The 25,654-nt window shown below is 34.0% G+C and carries 18 protein-coding genes; 2 read left to right on the top strand and 16 right to left on the bottom strand.

Features of this window, described 5'->3' with window-relative positions; all coding sequences use genetic code 11:
* Positions 1-142: 142 nt before the first annotated feature.
* The 4 genes from NU08_RS01315 to NU08_RS01300 form a co-directional block, all read right to left on the bottom strand.
* Positions 143-1,540 (bottom strand): TolC family protein, encoded by a 1,398-nt coding sequence (locus NU08_RS01315; protein ID WP_129745396.1) that lies wholly within the window; start codon positions 1,538-1,540, stop codon positions 143-145.
* 1 nt (position 1,541) lies between these two features.
* A complete protein-coding gene (locus tag NU08_RS01310; RefSeq protein ID WP_129745394.1) occupies positions 1,542-2,894 on the bottom strand; it encodes an HlyD family secretion protein in 1,353 nt (450 codons plus the stop codon).
* Between the two features lie 2 nt (positions 2,895-2,896).
* Positions 2,897-4,552, bottom strand: coding sequence for a peptidase domain-containing ABC transporter (locus NU08_RS01305; protein ID WP_129745392.1), 1,656 nt, complete (start codon positions 4,550-4,552; stop codon positions 2,897-2,899).
* A gap of 101 nt (positions 4,553-4,653) precedes the next feature.
* Positions 4,654-5,058 carry a hypothetical protein gene (locus NU08_RS01300; RefSeq protein ID WP_111363002.1) on the bottom strand — a complete coding sequence of 135 codons (405 nt, stop codon included), beginning with the start codon at positions 5,056-5,058 and terminating at the stop codon, positions 4,654-4,656.
* 351 nt (positions 5,059-5,409) lie between these two features.
* Here NU08_RS01300 and NU08_RS01295 point away from each other — a divergent pair, with 351 nt between their 5' ends.
* Positions 5,410-5,868 (top strand): DUF1810 domain-containing protein, encoded by a 459-nt coding sequence (locus NU08_RS01295; RefSeq protein ID WP_129745390.1) that lies wholly within the window; start codon positions 5,410-5,412, stop codon positions 5,866-5,868.
* A gap of 275 nt (positions 5,869-6,143) precedes the next feature.
* Here NU08_RS01295 and NU08_RS01290 read toward each other — a convergent pair whose 3' ends face one another.
* The 11 genes from NU08_RS01290 to NU08_RS01240 all read right to left on the bottom strand — a co-directional run bounded on the left by NU08_RS01290 (position 6,144) and on the right by NU08_RS01240 (position 24,151).
* Entirely contained in the window at positions 6,144-8,189 is a 2,046-nt protein-coding gene (locus NU08_RS01290) for a protein-disulfide reductase DsbD family protein (protein ID WP_129745388.1), read from the bottom strand.
* Positions 8,190-8,335: 146 nt separating this feature from the next.
* The gene (locus NU08_RS01285; protein ID WP_129745386.1) at positions 8,336-11,152 is read right to left on the bottom strand and encodes a M16 family metallopeptidase; all 2,817 of its coding nucleotides are present in this window, start codon (positions 11,150-11,152) and stop codon (positions 8,336-8,338) included.
* An 11-nt stretch (positions 11,153-11,163) separates the two neighbouring features.
* Positions 11,164-12,546 carry a TlpA family protein disulfide reductase gene (locus tag NU08_RS22470; protein ID WP_242502470.1) on the bottom strand — a complete coding sequence of 461 codons (1,383 nt, stop codon included), beginning with the start codon at positions 12,544-12,546 and terminating at the stop codon, positions 11,164-11,166.
* Positions 12,547-12,573: 27 nt separating this feature from the next.
* Positions 12,574-14,046, bottom strand: coding sequence for an aspartyl protease family protein (locus tag NU08_RS01275; RefSeq protein WP_129745384.1), 1,473 nt, complete (start codon positions 14,044-14,046; stop codon positions 12,574-12,576).
* A gap of 5 nt (positions 14,047-14,051) precedes the next feature.
* Positions 14,052-14,921 (bottom strand): thioredoxin family protein, encoded by an 870-nt coding sequence (locus NU08_RS01270; RefSeq protein WP_129745382.1) that lies wholly within the window; start codon positions 14,919-14,921, stop codon positions 14,052-14,054.
* Positions 14,922-14,986: 65 nt separating this feature from the next.
* Positions 14,987-16,483, bottom strand: coding sequence for a PKD-like family lipoprotein (locus NU08_RS01265; protein ID WP_129745380.1), 1,497 nt, complete (start codon positions 16,481-16,483; stop codon positions 14,987-14,989).
* A 33-nt stretch (positions 16,484-16,516) separates the two neighbouring features.
* The gene (locus tag NU08_RS01260) at positions 16,517-17,290 is read right to left on the bottom strand and encodes a DUF4843 domain-containing protein (protein WP_165352388.1); all 774 of its coding nucleotides are present in this window, start codon (positions 17,288-17,290) and stop codon (positions 16,517-16,519) included.
* A gap of 15 nt (positions 17,291-17,305) precedes the next feature.
* Positions 17,306-18,751 (bottom strand): RagB/SusD family nutrient uptake outer membrane protein, encoded by a 1,446-nt coding sequence (locus NU08_RS01255; protein ID WP_129745376.1) that lies wholly within the window; start codon positions 18,749-18,751, stop codon positions 17,306-17,308.
* 11 nt (positions 18,752-18,762) lie between these two features.
* The gene (locus tag NU08_RS01250; RefSeq protein WP_165352387.1) at positions 18,763-22,080 is read right to left on the bottom strand and encodes a SusC/RagA family TonB-linked outer membrane protein; all 3,318 of its coding nucleotides are present in this window, start codon (positions 22,078-22,080) and stop codon (positions 18,763-18,765) included.
* Between the two features lie 172 nt (positions 22,081-22,252).
* Entirely contained in the window at positions 22,253-23,401 is a 1,149-nt protein-coding gene (locus NU08_RS01245) for a FecR family protein (RefSeq protein ID WP_129745372.1), read from the bottom strand.
* A gap of 156 nt (positions 23,402-23,557) precedes the next feature.
* Positions 23,558-24,151, bottom strand: coding sequence for an RNA polymerase sigma factor (locus NU08_RS01240; RefSeq protein ID WP_165352386.1), 594 nt, complete (start codon positions 24,149-24,151; stop codon positions 23,558-23,560).
* Positions 24,152-24,601: 450 nt separating this feature from the next.
* On the opposite strand from NU08_RS01240, the gene NU08_RS01235 reads away from it, so the two are divergent.
* Positions 24,602-25,003: a DUF4345 domain-containing protein gene (locus NU08_RS01235; protein WP_129745368.1), complete on the top strand. Its 402-nt coding sequence runs from the start codon at positions 24,602-24,604 to the stop codon at positions 25,001-25,003.
* 41 nt (positions 25,004-25,044) lie between these two features.
* Here NU08_RS01235 and NU08_RS01230 read toward each other — a convergent pair whose 3' ends face one another.
* A complete protein-coding gene (locus tag NU08_RS01230) occupies positions 25,045-25,620 on the bottom strand; it encodes a Crp/Fnr family transcriptional regulator (RefSeq protein WP_129745366.1) in 576 nt (191 codons plus the stop codon).
* Positions 25,621-25,654 lie beyond the last annotated feature (34 nt).

Genomic DNA, 25,654 nt, shown 5'->3' with positions numbered 1-25,654 from the left:
CGGTTTCATATTATAACATGAAACCGCTTTTTAATATTTTCCAAAAACAAAAAAGCTTTAGAAAAATATCTAAAGCTTTTTAAAATTTAAATTCTGAAAACTAATATAATGCAGACAGGTACAGGCTACATATTTTTTTAAATTAATCTGGATTGGCCAATATTTTGTACAATTCGGCATTCGAGAGATAAAACTGATTCTCTAAACTTATTTGCGACAATTTAGCGCTAACCAAATTATTTTCTCTTGAATTGATTAAGAAAATCGAACTTTCTCCAAACGAAAATAATTTCTCTTCTGAATTCAGCATTGTCATATAATCTTTTACAAGATTATCAATTACAACTTTCTGTTTTCTTAAAGAAGCAATTTCCGTTTGCTGTGCTTTGATTTTATTTTTAAGTTCTAATCGCTGCTGACCAATATCAAACTGCATATCCTGAATTTTCAGTTTTGCCATTTTTAAGCTTCCGCGTTCTTTTCTTAAGAAAATCGGGAAACTGAAATCGATATTAAACTTATAATCATCAGCGTTGAAATTATTCCAATAATTAGGTTCTGAAATATAGTTGTAACCTACATTTATTTTTGGAAGCAACGAATTGGCTTTCAATTGGCGATTGACTTCCAGAATATCCATTTTCGTTTCCAAAGACTGAATTTTCGGATGCGAGTCTAACGATTCAACATCAACCATCATAGCATCTGTTCTTAAAGTTTCCTCAATGGTCTGAATTAGATTTTGCTCTGGTTTTACTAAATCTCCCAACTCAACAGGAACATTTTCAATCCATAAAAAATTAGCTAGTTTCAATTTTGCTTTCGCTAATTTTAAATTTCCGTTCTCAACATTCAGTTCTCTGTTTCGTACTGTAATTTTAGCTTCAACACTATCAATTGCAGGAGCATCACCAGCTGCAATTAGTTTTTTAACTCCTTGAAAACGAGTGCTCGCAAAACCTAAATAATTTTTATATAATTCGGCTTCGTTATAGCTTTTTCTCCATTCAAAATAAGCCTCACTTGCTTGGTATAAAACTTCAATTGCTCTCAATTTACGCTGTGCATCGCTTAGTTTCACATTAAGTTTTCCTTCGCGAACATCGGCCATTCTCTGGTTAATGAACATTCCCTGTCCCAAAGCAACGTTAATTCCAAGCGAAGTTAAACCTGCTTCTGGAGTCTTGTTCTGCGGATTATAATATTCCCCATTTGTATCATCAAAACCAGCTTTTACCTCAATCCCGTACCAAGTCGGAATTTTGAAACTGCTGTTTAATAACGAATAGTATTCTGTGCCTTTAAATTCTTTCTTATTGTAATCTACTTCAATTTTTGGGTCAAATCCGCCACGTGCCAGCATCAATTTTGCTTGAGCATTTGTCACTTCAAGATTGGCTTGTTTTACCAGCGGATGATATTTTTTTACATATCCCAAGTATTCAACAAAAGTAAGCTCCTCTTGATTAAAATTCTGGCTGCGTACTGTAGAAAAACAAAATAGTATTAAGAAAGAAAACAATTTTACAAGATTTCTCATTTTACTTTTTCTCCTTTCCTTTTGCTTCTTTTTCTCCTGAGTTATAATAATTTGGTGGGAAACCATTTAGATTTCGCCAAATCTCGTACCAAACCGAAACGGTTTCTAATAATGCAATACTTTGTGCACCAGCACCAATACTTAGTTCTTTTGGCCAGTGACGGTCTTCTCCATCTGGCGAAACTAAAATTCTGTATTTGCCATTCGGACTAATGAAGTTTTCTATCGCCACGACTTTACCTCCGTAAGTACCGTAAGATAAGCCTGGCCATCCTGAGAACACAATTCTAGGCCATCCATCAAACCAAACACGAACTTTTGCGCCTCTGTGAACCAATGGCAAATCGATTGGATCTACATACGTTTCAACCGCAATATCATATTTAGATGGCATGATGCTTACAACTGGAGTTCCTTCTTTGATAGTTTCTCCAAGACCAGCCAATAAAGCACGGTTTACATAACCGCTTTGTGGCGCTGTAATGTAATACAACCCATTTCTAAGTCTGTAGTTGGTATATTGGTTTTCCAATTTATTTACCTGAGCTTCTGTATCGTATTGTGTGCTTAAAGCTGTAAACTTATCACTTCTTGATTTTGATATTTTTTCAGCATATTCAGCAGTGATTCTACTGATTTCTACTTTTGCGTTTATCAATTCGTTTTTACTGCTCAGCAATTTATTTTCCTGCGTAATCACATAAGCTTCTGATTCTTGCAGTTTTAATCTTTTCTGCTCGACATCGGTAAGTGGTTTTAATCCTTCTTTGTTTAAAGCAGTCGAACGGTCAAATTGTGTTTTTGCAATTCGAAGCTGAGTTTTTACCGCAACCAAATCCATACTGTCGCTTTTTATTTTAAGCTGTGCTTGACGAATTTTATTTTGCGCCTGCTGCAGTTTCAATTGTCTTTCTGTATTAAGCGATTGTGCCTGAACATCAAGAGAGCTTACTTTATCGCCGTATGATTCTACAGCCATTTTTTTGGCATCTACTTGCTGTTTGGTATTGTCAACCAAATTAGGATCCAGATAATCTTCTTTAATCTCCGAAATGTAAAGTATCGTATCTCCTTTTTTTACATAATCACCTTCTTTTACAAACCATTTTTCAATACGTCCTGCAATGGCATTATGAACCGTTTGCGGTCTTTGATCTGGTTTTAAAGTGGTGACAGAACCTGTTCCCGAAATATTTTGAGTCCAAGGTAAAAAAAGGCATAATACCGAAAATATTAAAAACCCGATTATGACTTTGTTTAAAATTTCGTAATGTGGTCTGCGAGCAACACTTGTAATCGATTTGTATTTGCCCGGCGTTATAAGTACGTTATTGTCTTTAGATAAGTTGAGCATGATTAAAGCTTTATGTCGTTAATAATTTTTCCGTCATCAATCGTAATCATACGACTGCATTTGCTTTTCCAAACATCATTTTTAGAAGTAACAATAACTGTCCAATCGTTTTCATCAGAAAGTAAAAAATCAACAATTTTACTCGAAGTAATTTCGTCCATTTTATCAACTGGATCTTCTAAGAATAAGATATTTGGTTTACCCACAATACTTCTTGCCAAAAGAATTTTTTGAACATCAGAAGCAGAAAGTTCACGACCTCCTGGATGAATTTGATTCTCCAGTCCGTTCTCAAAAGTTTTAATGTACGGCGTAAGACCAACATTATCTAAAGCCCATTTTAAATCATCACTATTTAGTTCCTCGTTTCCAAAAACTATATTTTCACGAATAGTCCCTGCAAAAAGCGTATCGCCCTGCAAGTATGTTCCCGCTTGCGCTCTGTAGGTATCTTCGTTAAGGCGATTCATGTAATTATCTGTAACATACATAGCACCGCTTTCTGGCTCTAAAACACCCGAAAGAAGTCTCAGTAAAGTACTTTTTCCTGCACCATTTGTTCCGGTAAGAATAATTTTTTCGCCTTGAGAAATTTTCAAATTGATATTCTTAAGCGATTTTTTATTGTGTCCTGGGTAATTGTAACTAATGCTTTCTGTCTCAATATTGATTCCTTTTTCTGTTTTGTCAGAAGTCTCAGGAATGCAAGAAGTCTCCATATCAGTCACTTGACCGATTTTTTCAACAGAAGTCAAAACGTCATAGAAAGATTCCAGTCCGAAAATGATTTTTTCTACTGAGTTGATCAATAATACAATTACGATTTCAGCTGCTACGAACTGCCCTATGTTCATTTGGTGGTGAATTACCAGAAAACCACCGATAGATAATAAGGCAGCAGTAACAATTACCTTAAAAATAGTAAGCTGAATATATTGTTTTTTCATTACCTGAAAGTGCTTTTCGCGGTAATTGACGTAGTTGGTTACGTAGCCATCATTTCTGTCCAAAGCATATTCGAAAGCGCCTTTTCTACGGAAACTTTCTCTGTTGCGAGCAATTTCCTGAAGCCATGCCGCCACTTTATATTTAAATTTCGATTCGTTCAAACTGGTTTCTAAACCGTCTTTGTACGAAAATTTAAAAATGACATATAATATGACAATAAAAAGAAGTCCGATAACCATGAAGAAAGAATGGTAAAGCACTAATAAAATGATTCCCAGACCGACTTGAAGGAATGCTGTACAGAAATCAAGCAGTAATTTTGCAGTTCCTTTCTGTACCATCAGCGTATCAAAAAAGCGATTGGCTTTTTCTGGAGCATACTCTGAGTACATTTCTTTAAATTTAATTAAAGGCATTCTGTAGGCAAATTCAAATGAAGAGCGTACAAAAATTCGCTGCTGCAGATTCTCCACAATACGCAGCTGAAGGATGGTCAAAACTCCTCCGAAACCTACTCCAACCGTAACCAGGATCACTAGAACAATCCACGAAACGCTCAGCTGTCCGCTTTGAATAAAATTAATAATTGCTTGGATTCCCAAAGGCAGAGAAAGATTGACTAACCCTGCAAATGCAGCATAGAAGATAATTTGATACACATCGCGCTTATCTAGCTGCAATAAGTTATAAAAACGTTTAAATGGTGTCATGAATTTAAAGTATAAATACAAGATTATTACATAGAATAAATATACGGCAAAAACCGCATTAATAGATTAAGATTTCATCCTAATCCTTAAAAAACAAGTATTTATGAATTCAGCCGAGGAGGCGGTATATCTATTTTACCATGAAACCCAAATGAGAAGATTGTATTATCGATATATTTTTTCCCTTCAGATTCTATTAAAAAATAAAAATTAGGCATCAGTGATTCTGATGAAACTAAATATTCCATTAAAGGAATTCCTTTTGCTAATTTGGCTGTTTTAGTATCCTTTGTTTTGTAGTCTTCCAGTTCTTCTGGAACTCCATCACATTTGAAGATTTTTTTCAAGAAGTTGCAGGTAATGCCTTTTACGGTGTAAGTTTCAGCGTTATCGCTTAAGATTCTTCCAACACTATTAGAAATGTTTAAACTGCTAATTAGAAAATAGCCGACTAGTAACGCCTGAAGGCATTTACATAAAAAGCTATTTTTAATTTTATTCAACATACTCTAAAAGGCAGAAAGTTTAATTAAATCAAATCGTTTTGAATCAAAATCTCAACGATCTAAGGCGTTTACTGTAATTTTTATGAACGCGCAAGTTAGAGCCAATTTTTTTCTAGAACATTAAAATAACATTAGAATTTAGAATCATTAAAAACTTTAAAATTATATTAACAAGGTATTCTTACAGGCTGTCGGAATTATGTAAAGACCAACTACAATTCTATAACTGATATGCTTATAGGCACTTTACTTTTGGGTATCGAAAATTCGACGAAGTTTAAATAAAGAAATAATATCGTGTTACCAATTAAAGAAACCCAATTTACAAACCCTTTAATACCTAATCTAGAGATGATTTACGCAAAAGATGATTTGACCCGATTTTTAGATGCTCAGAACAAACTTTATCTGACTGCTTTATCTGAAATTAAAAAAGGAAAGAAAGAGACTAATTGGATGTGGTTTATTTTTCCGCAGATTAAAGGTTTAGGAAAAAGTGCTATTTCTGATTATTATGCTGTTGCCGATTTAAAAGAAGCAACAGAATTTCTAAATCATCCTATTTTGTCTAAGCATTTAATTGAAATCTCGAAGCTTCTTTTAACTTTTAAAAAGAAATCTGCTGAAGGTATTTTGGGCGAACTAGATGCTCGAAAATTGCATTCGTCAATGAGTTTATTTGTTCAGGTAGAAAACGCGCATCCTGTTTTTCAGGAGATTTTAGATACTTTTTTCTTTGGACATTTGGATCAATTGACTTTAAATTTTACTCAAAAAACTTGTGTTCTGCCAGACACAGTACTTTCTTAATATTCTTAGAACTCTAAAAAAGCGGTTATTTCAAATTGAAATAACCGCTTTTTTTTATAAAATCATATGTAATCATTCCGTAGGAATGTCTCGTCGGTAGAAAAAGAACAATTACGTTTACGTTCCGTAGGAACGTTTGATATAGCGGATTGCAAAAAAATAACGTAAAATTCAAACGTTCCTATGGAACGTTAAATATCGATCATAATATATTTTTCTACCGATGAAATGTTCCTACGGAACATATAAATATAAAATAAAGGTAGAAATTATGATTACGAACTTTTCTCAAAATTTGAAACGCCTTTTTTCAACCAATTCAAATATTCTTCGATATCTGGATTATAAGCTGAAGTTTCGTTAAGCGTTTCTCCATTATGATCTACCAGAACATAAAAAGGTTGTGCGTTAGTTTTGTACGTGAGCGTTTGGAATTCGCTCCATTTCTGCCCAATATATTTTAATTTTTTACCCGTTATCTGAGAAGTAATCTGTTCGTGCGGATTCAATTCTCTTTTATCATCTACATAAAGTGAAATTAGAACCAAATCGCCTTTTAAGATTTTCTGAACCTTTTCATCAGACCACACATTGTCTTCCATTTTTCGGCAGTTTACGCAGGCATGACCTGTAAAATCTATCATAACAGGTTTTCCTATTTTTTTGGCATATTGCATTCCTAAATCATAATCGGTAAAAGCCATTATGTTATGCGGTCCAAGCTCTGCTCCTTCTGGAAGATTTTGAGTTATTTCTTTTGAAGCGGAATTATTCAATCCGTTCGGAATTTCACTATAATGCATTGGCGGAGGAAAACCACTGATCATTTTAAGCGGAGCGCCCCAAATGCCCGGAATTAGATAAATGGTAAAAGCCAAAACTAAAACGCCCAATCCTAATCTGCCAACACTAATATTCGAAACCGGACTATCATGCGGCAGCTGAATTTTTCCGAACAAATAAAAAGCAAGCGTTCCGAAAATGGCAATCCAAATTGCTAGAAAAGTTTCTCTTTCCAGCCAATGCAATTGCAGAACCAAATCGGCATTAGATAAAAATTTAAACGCCAAAGCCATTTCCAAAAATCCTAAAAATACTTTTACAGAATTTAACCATCCGCCTGATTTTGGAAGCGAATTCAGCCAGCCCGGAAAAGCGGCAAATAATGTAAATGGCAAAGCCAAAGCCAGAGAAAAACCAAACATTCCGACAAAAGGTGCAATTCCGCCTCGCGAAGCCGCTTCTACCAATAAAGTTCCTACGATTGGTCCTGTGCACGAAAATGATACGATTGCCAAAGCCAAAGCCATAAATAATATTCCGACAATTCCGCCTCTATCAGCTTGCGAATCGACTTTGTTTGCCCATGCATTTGGAAGCATGATTTCGAAAGCTCCTAAAAACGAAAAAGCAAAAATCATTAAAAGCACAAAAAAAATCAGATTAAACCAAACGTTTGTAGAAAGCGCATTAAGCGAATCTGCTCCAAAAGCCCAAGTTACAACGGCTCCCAAAAAAATATAAATGGCAATAATGGCGATTCCGTAAAAAACGGCTTTTCTAATTCCTTGCGATTTGGTTTTACTTTGTTTGGTAAAAAAACTCACCGTCATCGGAATCATCGGGAAAACACAAGGCGTTAGCAATGCAGCAAATCCAGAGAAAAACGACAATAAAAAAATCGTCCATAAACTTCTCGATTCGGTTTTCGGCTCACTTTTTTTAATTTCTTTTTTAGGCGTATTTACAATTTCTGCAGGAACAATTTCTTCTGTTTTTTCTTTTATTTCAGTAACCGAAGAATCTATTGTTTCTGTTTTTGTTTCTTCTTTTACAGCAGCTTCTATTAAAGTTTTCGCTTTCGCGGAAGGGCTAACAGTAAACTCCAATTCGTCTGAACTTGGCGGAAGACAATTTTCATCATTGCAAACCATAAATTCAACCTCAGCTTTGATTTTGAAAGGTTTTGCTGAAAGTATTTTAACGCGTTGTCTAAAAGTGGTTTCTTTTTCAAAAAACTTAATCTGCATCTTGAAAACAGGATCGTTAACCGTTTTTCCTTTTTCTTCTTTTACAGCATCAGTTAACTGAAAATCTGCGCTTTTTATAAAATTAAAATGAGTTGGAATCGGTCCTCCGTCAGAAACTTCCTGACTGTATAAATGCCAGCCCGATTCTATAATGGCTTTTGCCTGCAATTCGTATTCAGTATCAGAAATTTTCTCGACACTGGTTTTCCATTTTATGGGATTGTATATCTGAGCCTTTACGAATATGGAAAACAGCAGGAAAAAGCCCAGTAAAAAAATATTCTTTTTCATGGGTAAAAATCTTTAGAAAGAGGGTTGAATAGCAAAAAACAACCCTCCAAGTAATCCGCTATACAAACTAAATTGCTTACTAATTCAAAATAACTATTTGATAGGGAAATACAAATTAAACTCTATTAAATAAAAATTGGGTCAGATTATTTTAATGGTTTGAAAACGACTTCATACGAATCTGCTTTGTTCAAAAATGAATTGGCAAATTCTTGAATGTCTTTTGCAGTAATGCTTTTTACAATGTCAATGTAAGTTGCAGGATCATTCATATCGTAAGCATTCTCAAAATAATTATAAATCAAGTTCATGCTATAACTGTTGAAGTTTTTGCTGTCTTCTCTCGATTTTAAATAATTTGTTCTTGTTTTCTCAATGTCTTCAGCAGCAATTTCTCCTTTCTTGATTTTATCAATTTCCTGATAGACAATTGGCAGCAAATGTTCGACTTTATCCGCATCGCAATCAAAATTAACCTGAAGATTTACTTTAGAAATTGGAAGTTTATCAACATTTGCATTTACATGCGCGCCGTAAGTTCCTCCTTCTTTTTCACGCAGACTTTCAGTATAACGCAAGGTTAATATGTCAGCCAAATAAGAAGTTAGAATCCTATTTTTTTGATTAAAAGCGTACTCTTTAGAAAATGCAATTCGAACAGAACTTTTTGGAGTTTCCATTTTGATGAAAACATCTTTATCAATTTTATTTGATGTCCATTTCGGAACTTGTGTTTTGAATTTTTCTTTACGTTTAATTCCATTTATACTAGCGATATATTTTTCTAATAATGGTTTTAAAACTTCTGGCGTAACATCTCCAACAATATAAAATTCAAAGTTTGAAACATCTGCAAAACGATCCAGATAGAAAGCTTTCATTTTATCAAAAGATAACTCATCGATATATTTTTGATTGAATGGCTGTACTCTTGGGTTATTTTTTCCAAAAACCACAGCAGTTAAACTGTCTTCCATTTTTGCATTGATATCATTTGCTCTGTTTTTAAGCGAATTTTGTAATCTTTGTTTTAAAAGCGCATACATCTGATTATCAAATCTTGGCTGTACAAAACGCAAATGAACCAATTGCATCATCGTTTCAATATCTTTTACGTTTGCAGAACCTGAAACGGTTTCTTTAAGCGAAGTGATGCTCACAGAAGAATTGGCAATTTTTCCCTTTAAAACTTTATCCAAATCAACATTCGAAAGTTCGCCAACTCCAGACATCATCGCCAAAGTTGTCGCACGCCCGATTGACGGAAGATCTTGCGGCTCGTACAATGAAGTTCCACCAAAACTTTCAGCTTTAAGCTCTACTTCTTTTTTGTTTTTATCAGCAAACTTGTAATGCACTTTTACGCCATTGCTCAATACAAAAGTTGTCGCATCTATTGCCTTTTCTTTTTTCTCCGAAACAATTTTACCAGAATTGATTTTCAGATTTCCTAAAAGTGTTTTTCCTTCAAAAGTGTCCACATAAGGCTGCAACGAAGCATCGTTTTCGGCTTTCTGAATAATATCAAAAGCTTTTTCTTGCGTTAAGTTATTTTCGTTTTCTACACCTGTAACGGTTACCACACGATTTTGTGCGGTATATAATTTACTGATTTGTTCTTGAAGAATTTTGGTGTCTACATTTTTCAAAATGCTTTTTACCATTTCAAATTCAGCTTTTGGATCGGCAATTACTTCGTGGTTCAGATAATCATCTTTTACCATTCCGATAACTTGCTTATGCGAAATCTCATTTAGCTTTTCTAAATAATTTTCGTAGCCCGAAATAGTTTCTGTAATGGCTCTTTCGATTTCTCCTTTAGAAAAACCAAATTTATAGGCGCGAACCCATTCATTCATTACCATTGCAAAAGCTTCGGCTTGTTTTTCTGGTTTTGGAGCAACGCTCAAAATCCAGATATCATTCAAACGAGTATAGTTTTGATATCCAATTGATGCGCTTTTAAATGGGCATTCTTGTTTCTGCGCCATTTCTGCCAAACGATTATTTAAGATAGAAAAAGCAAGGCTTCTTTGTGTCGATTTTTCTAATTCTGCATAATCATTCGTCGATTTTTCGGCTGTATGGCGAATCATAAAACTTATGTTTGAAGCCGAAATTTCTTTGTCTAAAGCCAGTTTAAAAGTTGGTTCTACTCTTTCTGGAATGGCAATTTCAAAACGTTTTTTAGGATTTACAGTTGTCGGAATGTCTGCAAAAAGTTTTTTGATTTTTGCTTCAATTTCGTCTGAATTAATATCTCCAACAATTGCGATTGCCTGCAAGTCTGGACGATACCAATCTTTATAAAAATCTCTTAAAACTTGATATTTAAAGTTCTTTACAATGTCCATATCGCCAATTGGCATGCGGTCTGCATAAAGCGAATTGTTGTAATAATAAGGCGCCAACTGATTGTAGATTCTTGCTCTTGCATTTTGTCTCGTACGCCATTCTTCGGTAATTACACCACGTTCAGCATCGATTTCTTCATTCGTCAGAGACAAAAAATTAGACCAATCGTGCAAAACCAATAAACAAGTATCCGCCACTCCACCATCTTTTGACGGGATGTTGTCTAAGTTGTAAACGGTTTCGTCTGTACTTGTGTAGGCATTGATATTTCGCCCGAAAACTGCACCTTGTTTTTGAAGCGTATTCAGGATTCCTTTTCCTTCAAAATTTTTCGTTCCGTTAAACGCCATGTGTTCTAGGAAATGCGCCAGACCTTTTTGCTGATCGTTTTCTAAAATCGAACCTACATTCTGAATGATATAATAGCTTGCCGTATTTTTATTGACCTCTGTCGGATAAATATAATACGTCATTCCGTTTGGCAGAACTCCTTTTTTTATTTTTTGGTTGACTGCAATTGGATCTGTTGCTTTAAAGTTTTGCGCTTGCGCGAAAGTCAAACTTCCGATAAAAAGAAGTAAAACTGATATTTTTTTGCTGTATTTCATAAAGCTATTAATTAACCTTTCAATAATTTATCCAGTTGCACTCTCAACTCTGGATTTGACGGACGAAGCGCATCGGCATTGATAATATTTCCTTTTGTATCAAACAATAAAAATCTCGGAATCGCATTTACATCGTAATTTTTAGCTACATCAGAACCAAAATCTTTGTCAGCCATTAACTGAATTCCTTTTAATTGTTCTTTTGTAACGAAATCTTTCCACTTTTGAGCGTCTTTTGGTTTATCTAACGAAAGACTTACAAAAACGATATTTTTTCCGTGATAATCTTCTTCTATTTTTTTCATGTGAGGAATCTCTGCTTTACATGGTCCGCACCAAGTTGCCCACAAATCGATGTACACAAATTTACCTTTAAAATCTGAAAACGAAACTGGTTTATCGTTGATGTCTTTATAAGTAAAATCCAACCCTTTTTGACCCACATTTTTATGCAATACTTTTTCATATTCTAATAAAAATGCTTTACTCGCGTCAGAAATCATAAAAGGTTTAATGCTTGGTGCAATTTTTTCGTATTCTTCAATTTTCATTCTTGAAGTTGCCACTTCTTCACGAAGATACGCGTCTTTTAAAGCTGGATCTGTAATATGAGTAATTGATTCTGTTAAATCTAAACGTTTTGGTTTTTCACTGCCATTAATGCTTACATAGAAAAAATAATTGGTCATCAAAGAAACTCCATTCGCTAATTTTAACAAATCTGGATCTGTAAACTTCTTGTCTGCCATCCAAGTTTTAATCACTGCCGGACGATCGTCTTTGTCTGGAAACACAGATCTTGGCATTCTGAAAAAAGTGTATGTTAATTCTTCAACATCTGTTGCCACAGCCAATTTTAATAATTTATTGAAATTAGCATCTTTGGTTTTAATAGATTTAGAAAATTCATCTGCTTTAGCAAGACCTTTATCAATAAACGGATAAAATTCTACATACGATACATTTTCACCCAAACGTGCAAATGGCGCAAACTCGTTATAGATTTCGTTTGCTTTTTGCACCAAAGCATTTTGTCCGATATTCTTTCCGCTTAAAACGTAATTTGTTTTATTGATTACCAGATTTAAGTCTAGTTTAGGTTCTAAATACAAACGAATTAATTGGTTTCTGCTTTTAAATTGTCCGTAATCTACATAATAAAAGCCAGCAGCTGAAACTGGTGTCATAAAGCCGAATTCCCCCAGCGAATTAACTTTTGCGGTAGCAGCAACGACTGGCTTTCCATCTTCAACATTGTAAAGCGTAATTTCTTTTGTTTTTAAATCTGGAATCGCGATTGTTCCTCTAATAACTGCATATTCTGAAAGGTTTGCAGCAAAACTCATTTGAACCGTGATGAAGGTCAAAATGAAATAAAAAATGTGTTTTTTCATTGTTTCTTTGTTTTTTGGTTGATAGTTTTAAATTGAAATTCTCATAGATTGATCGCCTTGTTCTATAATAAAATCTTTGCTTTCTTTAGTTTCTTTCAGCTTTTTAAGATTTTCAGGACTTAATAAATCTTTAGCTTCAAAATCGTTAATCTGTGTAACTTTTGCTCCAATTTTGACTTTTTTCAAATCCTCATTTTCCTGATCTATAATTCTCTTTATCAGAAGGTTTTGGTTTTCGTCAAAATCCAAATCAAGTCCGCTTAAAAAGAAAGAAGACGTCTTTTTGAAATTTTTGTTAGGTTCCAGATAAACCGTTTTATCTAATAAATTGATTGTAAAATTGAATCGCTTGATCAGATCAATTCCAAGAGAACCATCGGCGAAAGCCCAGTTTTTATTGGCTTCGTCATATTCCTGCAAAGCAATTGTTACGTTTGGAAAATTGTTTCCGTTAATGGCAACATTTGGAATGGCGCCGCCGACAATTTTGGTTTGTTTTCCTAAACTGAAATTGACAGAGTTGTATTCGGTTTTTAGACTTGCTTCTAGATTGTTTTTATGATTGAAAGGTCCGTAAGCTATAAGATCGTAACCAGCCCCAGTATCAAAAGTGAAACTGCCTTCGACTGTTTTTTTATCTTCAAAAGTCAGATTCATTTTTACTACCGGAAGTCCCGATTTATAATCAAAAACCAGTGGTTTTGCTTTTCCCAAATAATTAAAATTTCCAAAATTGTACAAGTCAATCGTCATCGTGTCAAAATTGACCGACGTGATAAAATTTCTCAACAAGTTTGCACCAAACAATCCGTCGTAAACTCCATGTTTTGGAAAAATAACCAAACCTTGATTCTTTAGAACTTGATCGCCAATATAAATGGTGTTATCTGCCGAATACTGCACTTGCTGACTTCCGCCAACTACAGAAGCCGATTTGCTTTTGGTAACGACAACACCTGCTTTGTACGCGCTGTCCGGATTGAGCGCCATTCCGTCTGCGCCTGTGTCAAAAAGCATTAAAAATTCGCGATCAGCTTTGTTCAGTTTTATTTTAATGGCGATTCCGTTTTCGATAATTTCAAACGGAATGCTCGCCACTTCTTTTACTTGCGCGTGTCGGTCAACTTTATATAAAGAATCGAAAAAAGTCACATAAAGCATTTTATTTTCTGAACTGAAAACAATTTGAGACGGCTTTTTTTCTTTTCCATTAAAACAAAAATCTACCAAGACAAAAGTTTCATTTTTAATCGACACAGATTTTGCAACCTGAATAGAATCTAAAGCCGGAAAAGCTTTAAAAATACCATTCAGATAAAATTCGTTTGAAGAAGAATCTCCAACGCCAACAGTAAACTGCGGCGCTAGAAGATCTTTAATTTCAGCAAAACTTTTGTTCTGAAAAGCTTTTTCGAAAGTTTTAATAGATTTCTGAATGTTGTTTTGAGCATGAATCGCACAACCAGAAATCAATATTAAAAAGAATACTATCTTTTTCATTTCGATTACTTGTGTGAAGCCGACGGATTAACTATCACTTTTTCTACTCCAAAATCTTTCAGTAAAATACCCGAATATTTTGTGAATTCTTCTGGCGTATAGAGTTCTTTAGATTCATTTACTAATTCTGTAAATCCTTTTAAATCGTTCTTTTTTTCGAATTCTTTTTTCTTGCGCTGTAGAATGGAAAACACATGAGTTGTCACATTCCATGTTCCGTAATCTTTCGCCAATTTTTTACTATTGAAAAGAAATGCATCATCATATTGTTTTCCAACTCGCAATCCAGTAACAATTACAAAAGAAATTTCATCAGAAACATTTGCAGATTTTAAATATGTATCTATCACATCGAAAGGAACATTTCTTTTTCCGTTTAAATACGCTTGTTTGTAAAAATCAGGATAATCATTTTCATTGATTTCAGGACTATACTTTTTGAATATTCCTTTTTTTGCCGCTTCTTTAGCGTTTTGAAGCAAGGCTGTAAATTGCTCTACGTTATGAAAACCGCCTGCAATGTCAATTATTTTTCCATCTGCATTCATCAATAAAAAAGTTGGAAAACCAGTAACGCCGTATTTCATGCATAGCTTTTTACCGATTTCTTCTTTCAAAATATCTGATTTGAAAGTGACAAAATCAGCATTTAAAACTGAAGCAACTTTTGGATCAGGAAATACTTCTTTATCCATTTGTGCACATGGCATACAACCTGTAAAATACAAATCGACAAAGATTAATTTTTTCTCTGTTTGCGCTTGTTTTTGGGCTTGTTCCCAACTTTCTTGAGTGGATTGCGCTTGTGCTTTTAAGGCAATAGATGGACAGGCAAGCAGCAAAACTGCGCTTGCGATTTTAATAAATCGTTTCATAAAATGTGGTTATTTAGCCGAATGAATTTTACGAGTCCATTCGGCTTTGATTTAACAATTTTTAATTATCTAGCTCGGTATGCAACATCAACAATTTTGCACAAACCTGAATAACTATAATCAAGTACCAAATTTCCATTTACAGGAGGAACAGTAAATAATTCTAATTTTCCTACTGAACCATTGTAACTTCCAACAATTAATTTTTTATTGTATAATTTATTGGCTCTTAAATTACAATCGAGGTAAGTGATTTCTTGACTGCCTTTATCCAGCATTAATTTTGCAGATTGGGTTCCGTTATCATATTCATATAGTTTTCCTCCAACAGCATAAAACAAATAACCAGAATCCGGACTTACGGCAAATTTGTTAGCTTTATCAAAATCTGGCGCGTTGAGGATTTCTTTGTAATATACTTGTGCCAAAGCTTTACTAAAACGAAGCAGATAGTATTTTCCGCTAATTGTACTCTTCAAAACCGCAAAATTCTCATTTTGATTGAATCCTGAAGTAGTCATGTAAACTAAATCAGCGTGAGTATCATTCCAATCTAAAGAGTTATCTGAAGCTGCTATTGGTGGCATTGGCGCACAACTTCCTTTTGAAGTTGAGTATCTTACAAAACGTCTGGCTGTCTGATCATAAAAAACAGGTGTCCCCAATGAACCTCCATTCTCTGCTATAAATGGCGCTGCATAAAAGGTTTTGGTTTCAGATTCTAATTTATTTTGGGGCAAACCATATTTTACCTGCATTACTCTATAGAAATAGTAAATATCTCCTTTACTGTAAATTAGATTTTCTCCATATCCAGTCGATTTCATAAAATCGACTCCAAAATTTGTAGGCAGCGATCCTCCAACGGTTTCATATGCTAAATTTTGACTAAGTGTCCATCCAAAAGAATCTGGATCTAATCTTGCTGTTCCGTTTTCTGTTGTGGTCACATAAACTCCATAAATTAAAGGAGAAGATATAGGCTGGTTAAAGCATTCTACATCTACAGCTTTTCCTGTTAACTTAAGATTTGAACCTGTAGCATCTAATACATCTATAATGATGCGCGGAGTTTCTAAACCTGGAAGCATAGATATCATATCTAAACGAGGCTTTCCATTTACATCTCCAATAACCATCCAACCTTCATAAATGGAAGAAACCACATTTAAAGTAAAAGGCTCATGTTGCCAAGTTACTCCTGTAACTTTATCTTTTACAAAATAATAAACTAAATATCTTGCTGGCGGAAGCTTTAATTCTGCATCAAAATTTTTGTCTATTCCAATAACCGTTTTAGACTCCATTACTAATTTTGCAGTATTAACGGCTGCCCATTCGTAGGTATAACGGTCAGGATCGGTATTGTCATCGTGAGTCACATTCAAATCTGGCTTAATGGTAAGTTTCTCTCCTGTATAAACAGTATAGGATTCTAGTATTCCAGTTGCATGAACTTCGTTAATTTCGCTATAGTTATAATTTCCTTCATCATCGGCACAACTGTAAACCAAAACAAGCAATGCTGAAAGTGCTAAGTGAATTTTTATATATTTTAACATCGTGTTATATTTTTTAGTTTAAATAAATGCGTTTTAAGGAAAAAACATTTCTTTTCCATCATCTTCATAAATAATATTCCCTTGTGCTTTTTGATCTGCCAAGTAGCGTTTCATAAAGTTTTGATAATATTGAATATCTGGAATAGACAATCCTGTCGAGCCAAGTTTCTGATTAAACATACTTGGATCTAAATGCATTAAATCGCACATTAAGAAAAATTTCTTTTCTGTAAAGACTCCTAAAAAGCCAGCAAACCATCCTTGAGGCTGCGATAATTTATCATCAAATGTCAATTTATACGAAATATGGCTCATGGTTTTTCCTGTGAGCGAATTGATCACCTTGCTTTTCATATTAGTGGTAAACGATTCATTTTCTTCCAAATTTAAAATCAGTAAAAAAGAATTTATTTTCATATCAGCTGTTCTATACACCTTTACATCAATCGTATCCACTGCTCTGCCGGCATGCATGACAATATTATCTGGAAGTTTAAAATGCGTACCCTCTATCGCAGTACTTTTTGAGTCGATTACAACTTTTACTTTTCTGTCAGCATCACTTACTTTTCCTTGGACTCTAATTGGAATTTTGTAAATGCGGTCTACAATTTCTGGCTTGTCTAATGCAAAACTAAATCCTGTACTATCTGTCGTAATCAATGCTCCGTTTACAGGAATTGTAAAGACAGATGGAGAAAAGTAAATATTATCTGTATCCTGATAGGTATCAATTTCATCTTGATTGCAGGAAGTAAATCCTAAAAAGAATAAAAATGTAAAGCTTAAAATCACTATTTTTTTCATGTTCATCTTTTTAAATTATTGAAAGTTGATTTCGGAATCTGGTAAAGGCACCACATATTGAAGAGCTCCCATCGTAATGTTTCCAGAAGTTGTAGAACCATTAGGAATTGCAGAAGTATTGTTTCTTTTGTAATAAAAGAACAATTGTCCCTCTCCCATAAATTCTTTCCTATATTCTTTTGTTATTTCTGTTGCCAAAACTGCAGTAGAGGCTAGATTTGTTAAACCTCTATTATAACGTAGTGTATTCAATAAAGCAATACCATCTGCAGGTACTGGTGCAGTTTCTGCAGCAATTAGATATATTTCAGAGAGCTTGAACATTGGAATCTGCATACGAAAAAACATTTTAGTATCTGGCACGTCTGCGTATTTAAAAAATGTTTTCTGAGTTTTTCCTCCCACCACAGGGATTTTCCAACTCGGCAAGCTTCTGTAGTCATTATCATTTGACTCAAAAACAGCATTTAGTCTGCTCAGCAGTGGAGCATATATCATAGGATCTGACAACTTAGAATCAAACAGATCCTCTTGTGTTTTGTACAAAGTATAATCACTTAAAGCGAAAAAGTTCTCTGAAGAAAAAATTCTATCAGGATTTGCAGCATTGGTGGCATCTAAAAATGGAGTCCAAGGGAAAAAGTCATTCGATTTTGTAAAAGCTATCACTTCATTTGCTGCAACCGCTGCTCCTGTTTTATCTCCCGCATATAAAAGTACACGCGCTTTTAAACATTTTACAGCAAGAAAATTCATTCTCATGCCTCTGTTTTGAGAATAATAAGGATTTGAATCATAATCTGTAGTGGCTCTATACTTTCCTGACGTTAATATTGGATCTTTTTCTAAAAGTACCAAAGCTCTATCAATGTCTGCCAATATCTTGCTCATGGCATCTTTTGCTGACAAAATTGGATTATTTGCGGTCACAGGCGCATCATAATATGGTATTGCAGGCATTGAAGGATCCACTTTGTAAATTGGCCCGAATAATCTTAGCATATCAAAATGCAGCATAGCACGTATTGCAATTGTTTCGCCTTTTAAAAGATCGGCCTTTTCCTGAGAGATAATGCCGCTGTGTTCATCTAAACTTTCCAAGAATTTATTCGCTGATAAAACTGTAGTAAAAGCTTTTTGCCAAATAGCAGTAAAAACATCTTTTGGATTGGCTTCCGCATAAGCGTATGTAGCCATTTTGGCTTTGGTATGTGAAGCTGGCATATTGTACTGCTGCCCTAAAATATCTACAGCATCCATTGTAAGCTGTCTACCGTAAAGTTCGTCAGATGCAAGCATTAAGTAAAGTCCGTTATGTACATTCTGCATTCCGGCTTCATTTTCAAATATTTGAGATTCTAAAATTTTATCTTTTGGCACCACATCCAAGAAATTACTGCAGCTTACCGCCGAAAATGCTATCAGGATTGATAATGCAATTTTATTTAAATACTGATTCATAATAAGTGGTATTAAAATGTTACGTTTAGACTTAAAGAAAAGATTCTTGAAAAAGGATAATTAATTCCTCGTTCGGCTTTTATAGTCGAAACTTTGAAAAAATCATTAGCATAAGCATTAATTCCTAGTCCAGCCATTCCTGACCTACTAAGCCATTCTCTGTTGGTTACCCTATATCCTATACGAAGAGATTCTCCTGCTAAATAATCATCTTTTTGAATGAAACGAGAAGAAATAGGAGTTACACTCGTCATACTAATAGCCTTGAATTGAGCCATTTGTCCTGGTGTTGTCCATCGATCAGAAAATGCTCTCGCATCCTGATTGTCAAAAACATTGTCTGAAGTAATATTTTCAACTTTGTTATATAGTGCAGTATTAAATCGATCTGCTCCGAAACTATAACGGATGAAAACTCCAAAATTAAAGTTCTTATAATTAAAAGTTGTTGAAACAACACCGGTAGCAATTTCTCTTGAATTCCCCATTACAACCTCATCTTTTTTGTCTAAAACAAAAGTGCGTTCTCCGTTTTTCTTTAAGAAAACTTCTCTTCCTGTTGCAGGATCAATTCCTAATGAAGGCACAGCCCAAAGATCATTTGTACTTGCTCCATCGTAAAATCTAGTTAAACTGGTTGTTTTCTTAGCAGCATCATTTAAAGAAGCCAATGCATTATTAAAACCTCCCAATTCATTTTCATTTGTAGTCGCTGTTAAACCAATACCCCAAACAATGTTCTGTTTAAAATTACTAATGATATTGTAATTTGCTTTTAGCTCTAAACCACGTGTCGTGATATAGCCTACGTTTAACGGATAAGCAGTTACTCCAGTAGAAGCGGCAAGATCTATGGCAACAATTTGTGGCGAAGTCTGACGCTTATAAGCTCCTAAGGTCATGGTAAGTCTGTTTCTAAACATTGCTAGATCTAATCCTAAAGATAAATCTTCTGTTTTTTGAGGCTCCAAATCGGCATTTGATAATTGCACAATGTTTAATCCTGCACCAAAAATATTCGTGTTAGGATCGTATGCATAAACATCATGCGATGCATAACCTACTAGGTTCTGATTTCCTGTTTGTCCAAAATTGGCACGAAGTTTAAAAATATTGACAATATCTTGATCCATTTTAAACTCATTGTTGATATTCCATCCAAAACCTATGCCCCAGTATGGAGAATATTTTTTGTTGGTTCCAAAATTGGTTGCCCCAGAAATTGTCTGAGTAAAATCAAACAAATATTTTCTGTCGTAAGCATAATTAACCTGATTAGTCAAATCAACACTTCTAACTAATTCATTATCGACAAACGGCTGTGAATTTTTTTCAAATCCAAAAGCAAAAGACGGATCACCTGGAACCCCTAAAGGAAATCCTCTTAAAGTTGATCCATAAGCATTGTAATTGGTTTCGTATGCCGAAGCTCGCATTGTATAGTTTACAGAGTGAACATTATTGAAAATATTTGAATATGTACCTCCAATATTTGCATTCCATTTATTGGTTAAATAATCTCTTTTTCTATATCGCCCCTTCTCAGATGGAATATCATTGATATATTGCGTATCATCTGGCGAAATAAATGCTGTCCTCTGTTTGTCATTTCTTGAAACAGAAATGGCGGCAGTTGTTTTTATATGCGGATTTAAATCATAATTAATTGCAAAGTTGTTTGTAAAATTAAATTCACCCGTTTTGTCATAACTATTTAATTTAACATTGTACAAAGGATTTGCCGGCTGATTAATAATCAATTCGCTTGGTGACAATGGCAGTGAAGAACCATCTAAATAGCGTGTTGCCACTCCATTTTCATTATACTTTTCGTAGTAAGGACTCACTCTTGCCCAAGTAGCAAAATCACCGTATGGAGATTCCTGATTGTTAGCTCCTGCAACAAATAAATTATTATTGATGCTAATTTTTTTTCGTTTGTAGGTTACATTTACATTATAGCCCCAAGTATTGTGCTCAGAACCTTTCATTGTTCCTGAAACAGCTTTGTAATTTCCAGCCAAATTAAATCGAAGTTCTTCAGATCCTCCTCCAATGGTCAAACTGTGTCCAGATGTTAATCCCATCTGAATTGGTTCGTTAAGCCAGTATGTATTTACGCCACGACGTACCGCAGCCAAACGCTGGTTATAAACCTCATCCCATTTATAAACAGTTGGCAAAGGAGTTCCTATATTTGGAGTATAAGCGCCAGAAATTCTTTCGAATTCCAGTTTTTGTTCGGCATTCATTAGATTATAAACACTCAAATCTGCTAACTCGTAAGAAGAATTATATACATAAGAAAGCTGCAATTTTCCTGGAACTGGTTTTATTGTTTCCACAACCACAACTCCATTTGCTGAACGTGAACCGTATAATGCAGTAGAAGCCGCATCTTTAAGCAAAGTAACACTTGCAATTCTATTGATATCTAAATCCACAATCTGTTGTAGAGTAGTCGGAAATCCGTCTAAAATAAACAGTGGTTGGTTTGGGTCTTCTTTAAATTGATCATCTACCTGATTAACAGATAGGCTCGTCTGTCCTCTCACCTCAATCACTGGCAGTAAGTTCGGATTAGAACCAGCAATATTATTATTCAAAACAATAAAAGAAGGATCTAAAGTCTTTAAAGCCTGAACGACATTTTGTGTTGAAATCTGTCTTAATTCTTCGCCTCTAAAAGTTGAAACTGCTCCAGTAATCAATTCCTTTTTACGAACAGTAACTCCAGTATTAACAATAACACCCTCCAATTCATTTCTCTGTTCAACTAGTTTAACGTTAATTACTTTTCTTTTATTAACCTCCACAATTTGCGCTTTGTGACCGATATAAGTAAACAAAATCTGTTCGTCTTCTGGAGCTGTGATGGTATACTTTCCGTCAAAATCAGTTTGAGTAGCAGCACCTGTACCTTTTACTTTAATATTTACGCCAGGAATAGGATCTCCTTTATCATTAGTTACAGTACCTTTAATTTCAATTAATTTTGATTGAAAAACCACTATATCTTTTGGCACTTTTCTAACTAAAATTGTGTTTCCGTTTGACAAACTAAAAGCAAAATCTTTCTCAGGAAAACTAGCCACTAATAAATCATTTACTTTAATTTTTCCTTTTTTTAAATGTACTTTAGGTAAATTTTTAAATAAATCTTCCTGATAAATAAAGGTATAGTTGGTCTGTTTTTTAATAATGTCAAAAACTTCGTCAACAGATACTGTTTTATCAGCTGTAATTACAACTTTCGTGTTTTGTGAAAATAGATTTACGGGAGAAAAACCAAAAATTGTAGTACAAAACAAGAAGATAAAAGTTCTCATAATGTTAATAATTAGCCGCTTTCTAAAATAGAAATAGGCACTGGTTAATTTAAATTTCATAAATTTACATGTTAATTGGTGGTTGGTTAATAAAACTGACTTACTGGTTGATACACAGAAAGGGATAAAGCGCAGTACGGTGAGAGGTCTAAACTTTAATCCCTTTTCTTTTTTATTTGATTATAATTTTATTGTCTTTCTTTTCATAGGCATTAATAAAATTGATATTCTTTATCGTGGTTAATATGTCTTCTAATTTCTGATTCTTATTTAAAACTCCATTAAACTTGACATTGCCAAGCGCTGGATCTGCAAATACAATATCAACATCGTACCATCTTGACAGTACTCTCGCAATATCTTTTAAAGGCATTCCTTTGAATACAAACAATCCTTTTCTCCAAGAAATCTCATTGTAGACATCGACTTCAGAAACACTTATATTTCCGTTGTACTCTGTAATTTTAGATTGCTGGCTTGGAGTCAGAATTTGCTTTTTAGTAGCATTGCTAACAGCAACAACTCCTTGTACCAAAGTCGTATAAATGGCAGGTTCGTCTCTGTAAGCCTTAATATTAAATTCGGTACCAATAACTTCAACATTCTGTTCTTGAGTTTTCACTTTAAATCTTGAACCTTTATGTTTGGTGCTTGGTGATACTTCAAAATAAGCTTCACCATAAACCAATTCTACTTGTCTCGTTTGGCCATCAACAAAAGCAACTGGATATTTTAATTGCGATTCAGAATTCAGCCAGACTTTGGTGCTATCTGCCAACTGTACAAAAAACTGTCCGCCTCTCGGAATCGTTAAAAGGTTGTTGGCAATTGCTGCAGATTTTCCGTTTGAATTGTAAATTAATTTTTCTCCGTTACTAGAAGCATTTCCTTTTGTATACGATTTTCCTTTTTCTAATTCGATAACAGAACCGTCTTCAAGAGTCAGAGTTGCTTTATCACTTCCGATCAAAATTTCTTTGTGCGCCACTTGCGGAGTTTCAATCTTAAGCGGATTTGTTTTATTTATTATTAATGAAATTGAAATCAGCAATAATAAGGACGCCGCCATTGCAGTCAGTTTAAAAGCTGTTTTGGTGTAAAATGGCTGAATTGGTATTACTGGAGTTTCTTCAGATTGAATGGCGTTTTGAAGACGGGTTCTCATTTTAAGTTCGAGTTCTTCCTTAGACCCTAAAGTTTCATCCCAATCCTTATCGGTTTGGAAACTTTCGTAATAATTCAATAATTTATTATTCTCCTCGAGATTGGTATCACCGGAAAGATATCTATTTAATAACAGTAAGAAATCCTCTTTTTTCATTTTTTATTGTATTATTTCGGGAGTATATGAGATAAGTAACCAAAAAGGAATATACCCCCTAGTCCAAATTGTATTTTTTTTTGATTTTTTTTGAAAAAGATTTAAAAAAGAAGAAAAACCAAGCACCATCAACCAACTACCACATTTTTATTTTCGCTAAAAGATATTTTTTGAGAGCCATAAAATCATCGCCATACTCATGCTTTCGCCCATCGAAGAACGAATGGTATGCAATGCTTTTGTAATGTGGTTTTCGACTGTTTTTGTAGAAATATTAAGCCGTTCGGCAATTTCTTTATGACTCAGCTGTTCTTCACGGCTTAGTTTATAAACTGCCTGGCATTTTTCTGGAAGCGATTCGATTATTAAATTCAGCTGTTGCACCAATTCGTCGTGCATTAACTGTGTTTCTGGAGTTGTAGATAAGAAACGTTTTTCTAAATCATCAAAAAGTTCGACATGAACTTTGTCTTTATTTTTTCTCAGGTGATTAAAAACCTGATATCTCGCACAGGCATACATATACCCTTTTAGCGAAATATGAATTTCAATTTTTTCGCGATTGTGCCAGATATTCATGAAAATATCCTGAATAATATCTTCGCACAATTCTTTGTCTTTAATGACATTATACGCTGACATAAAAAGTGCCTGCCAAAATGTATTATACAATTCTGTCAATGCCGATTCATCGCCGCCGCGAAGACGATCGATTAAAATCTGGTCCTGATTTAAGATGGAATTTGGCAATGATGGCAGTTTATGGAGATTGAATAATTCGCAACAAACTTAATAAATTCCGTTAATAATCCTAATTTGTTCTTAGTCTCAGAGACTTGCATTTCTGATAAATCTTAATTTTAACAGCAGATTTAGTTTAAAGAAATTCTAATTTCACCAATAAAATCAGCTTGTTTTTTAAACATAAATAAAATTCACAATTAAAATAAAGTGAATTTTCTAAAATCTCCAAAACAACTTCTTGTTACGTTAAAATTGTATTTTTATTAAATTTCAAAAAAATGGCGTAGCCAATTTCTTTAAATCTAAAATTGAGTTTTTCAGACTTTCTTTTTTTAACTCAAAATTTCTTAAATAAAAAAATTGCTCTTCTTCTTTTCTTATCTTAAGTCAAGGTCTTAACTTTTTCATAGCCATTACATTTGAGAATTATTAACCTAAAACTCAAAATACATTTTTATGAAATCATCAATCTATCTTAAAATTTTACTTTTTATTGTCGGACTTATTGGTTTTTCGATTGGGATCGCGCTTTTATTTTTTCCGATTACTTTTGAAGCTTCGGCAGGTATTTATCTTAACGAAAATGATTTTAGTCTGTTGAGCGAAATCCGTTCTTCGGGAGGAACGCTGATTGTATTTGGAATTGTAATTGTTACGGGAGCATTCAAATCTTCATTTACAAAAATTTCTCTGCAAACGGCGATTTTACTGTATTTTGCTTACGGATTTTCTCGCTTATATGCCATAATTGTCGATGGAATTCCAAGTCCAACAATTCTAAATGCGGCAATATCCGAAATTGTAATCGGAATTATTTGCACTGGATTTTATTTTAAATATAAAAGCGAACGCGGATAAAACAGATTCGCGATAATTACGTTTTAGCTGTAAAAACAAACTCATTTCTGAACTATCCTTTTTCTAATTCTGCTCAATGATTCGGGCGTAATACTTAAGTAACTGGCAATATGAACGAGCGGTATTCGATTTAAAAAATTAGGATTCGATTTCATGAATTTCAGATAACGTTCTTCTGGATTGTAATTGTTTAGCAAAGCAATATAACGTTCTGCTTTTCGATAATCTGAAACCATGATCAACGAAGTTATATGCTCCAATATTGAGCTTTTTAACTGCATTTCTAATTCTTTTTCTCGAGTGCCACTCACTAAAATAGTATCTTCAAGACATTGGATGTTAAATTCAGAAGGTTTTCCGTCTAGATAGCTCGAATAGATCACTAAAGGCATTTCTTCTATAAAAAAGCCCGAGGTTTTTTCGACTCCATCAATCATTTTGAATTTTCTTAAACAGCCTTTTAAAACCAAATAACATTTATCGCTAATCTGTCCTTCTGTAACTACAAAATCGCCTTTTTTAAAAAATTCGATTGTTGTGTTTTCAATAATTAGATCAATATCTGAAGGCTTAAATCTATTGAATTGTTCTAAAAATTTCCGAAGCAGATCATTCATTGTTATGATTTTAAATTTTCATTTTTAAAAATAA

The organism is Flavobacterium anhuiense, assembly GCF_004151235.1.
In the GTDB taxonomy this organism is placed as follows: Bacteria; Bacteroidota; Bacteroidia; order Flavobacteriales; family Flavobacteriaceae; genus Flavobacterium; species Flavobacterium anhuiense_A.
The sequence above is the reverse complement of the archived record's forward strand: the minus strand, read 5'-3'. Positions and strand labels throughout refer to the sequence as shown.